This window comes from Campylobacter troglodytis (assembly GCF_006864425.1).
Lineage (GTDB): Bacteria > Campylobacterota > Campylobacteria > Campylobacterales > Campylobacteraceae > Campylobacter_D > Campylobacter_D troglodytis.
The window spans coordinates 1-446 of record NZ_QHLI01000254.1; the positions used below are offsets into that span (position 1 = coordinate 1).

A 446-nucleotide genomic window follows, 5' to 3' on the forward strand; every position below is an offset into this window, starting at 1 on the left:
GGCTCAAGATACTTTAATAGGATTTTCTCTTATCAATTTCAGAAAATTTTGATAAAGATTTTGTCCTAAATTCTTCGTATTATATCTAAATTCTGTTTCCTTTAAGTGAAGCACGAAATTTTCTTTTTTTATGCCACGAAATTTAGCAAGTCTAAACTTCGCAAAGCCCTAGAAATTCTCTATTCCGTTGATGTGGCTTCGCCCATTTGCAAACTCATTTTTGCTGTGTTTTACCCTATAATGTGCCTTTGCTCCAAAATCCACCAAGCCATCGTAGGCTTTGAAGCTTTCCTGTAAATTTCGCTTTCTTTAAGCTCTGAAAATTCCTTGATTATGGACTGTAACTCTTTGGCAGAGCAGTGTTTTACCACTTGCGTATAAACGTAGCCGTTGCGTTTTAGCATACCAAACACAGGCGTTTTCTTGCCAGCCCCACGCCCACGCTT

The 446-nt window shown here is 38.1% G+C and carries 1 pseudogene; it reads right to left on the minus strand.

The window, feature by feature from the left end:
* Positions 1–3: 3 nt before the first annotated feature.
* Positions 4–446 (minus strand): annotated as a pseudogene (locus DMC01_RS15595) (IS1595 family transposase); the annotation flags it as partial.